At 79.0% G+C, this 986-nt stretch carries 1 protein-coding gene; it reads left to right on the top strand.

Translation table 11 applies throughout. The annotated features are described in order from the left end of the window. The coding region (locus tag ACLIYP_RS30595) for an anti-sigma factor (RefSeq protein ID WP_412716321.1) at positions 1-390 on the top strand (390 nt) is incomplete at its 5' end. Positions 391-986: the final 596 nt, after the last annotated feature.

The raw sequence follows: 986 nt of genomic DNA, 5'->3' as shown, positions 1-986 counted from the left end.
CGCGACGCCCGGCAGCTCGCCGAGCAGGCCCGGCAGCGGGCGGACGAGCTGACCCGGCTGCTCGCCGCGCCGGACGCGCGGCTGGCCGCCGGGGAACTGCCCGGCGGCGGGAGCGCCACCGTGGTGGTCTCCCGCAGCAGCGACCGGGCCGCGTTCCTGGCCTCGCGGCTGCCCGAACCGCCGGCCGGCAAGGTCTACCAGCTGTGGTTCGACGACGACGGCGCCATGCGCCCGGCCGGTGTGGTGGACGCCTCGGACGGGCGGGCGGCGGTCATGATGGACGGGCCCGTCGCGGGCGCGGACGGCATGGGCGTGACCGTGGAGCCGGAGGGCGGCTCGGCTCAGCCCACCTCCGAGCCGCTGGCGGTGATGGAGTTCCCGGCCGCGTGAGGGCCGGGGAGGCGGGGACGAGCGTGCCGGCGGCGCCGTTCGCCGGCACACGGCGGTCGCCCGGGCACCTGCCGTGTGCCGCCCGGGCCGGGGCGGACGAGGTGGTGCCGCCGTCCGCGCCGGGCTCCGGCGTCCGGGCGGCGGGCACCGGTGACGGCAACCGCCCCCCGGGCCGCTTCCCCCGTCCCTTCCCTCCCGGCCCCTTCACGCGAGGGCGGCCGTCCACACGCCCTGGGTCCTGTCCGCAGCGGAGAGGGCCCGCGGCCCGGGCGGAACCCGGCCCGAACGGGCGGGCGCGGCAGGGCGGTTGATCCGAACGGTCCGGAGGGCCCGGACCGTTCGGGCCGCCCCGTCCTCCCGGTCCGCCCGGCCGCCCGGAGTCGGCGGTCTCCCGGAGTCGGCGGCGATCCGCGGGAAGGCCGCGGAAAATGTTTTTTCACTGAATCGGGTGACATACCAATCCGCCTGACGGCCCGCTCCGAATACGGGATGTGAGCGACGACAGGCAGACCACGGCGGCGGCACCCGATGCCGCCGCGCCCGGCCGTACCGAGCCCGGCCGTGCCGCGCCCGGCCGGGCGCGGCACGGGCGGCGG

Source organism: Streptomyces nanhaiensis (assembly GCF_046614825.1).
Classification (GTDB): Bacteria; Actinomycetota; Actinomycetes; order Streptomycetales; family Streptomycetaceae; genus Streptomyces; species Streptomyces radiopugnans.
This window is presented reverse-complemented; position numbering and strand designations above follow the sequence as displayed.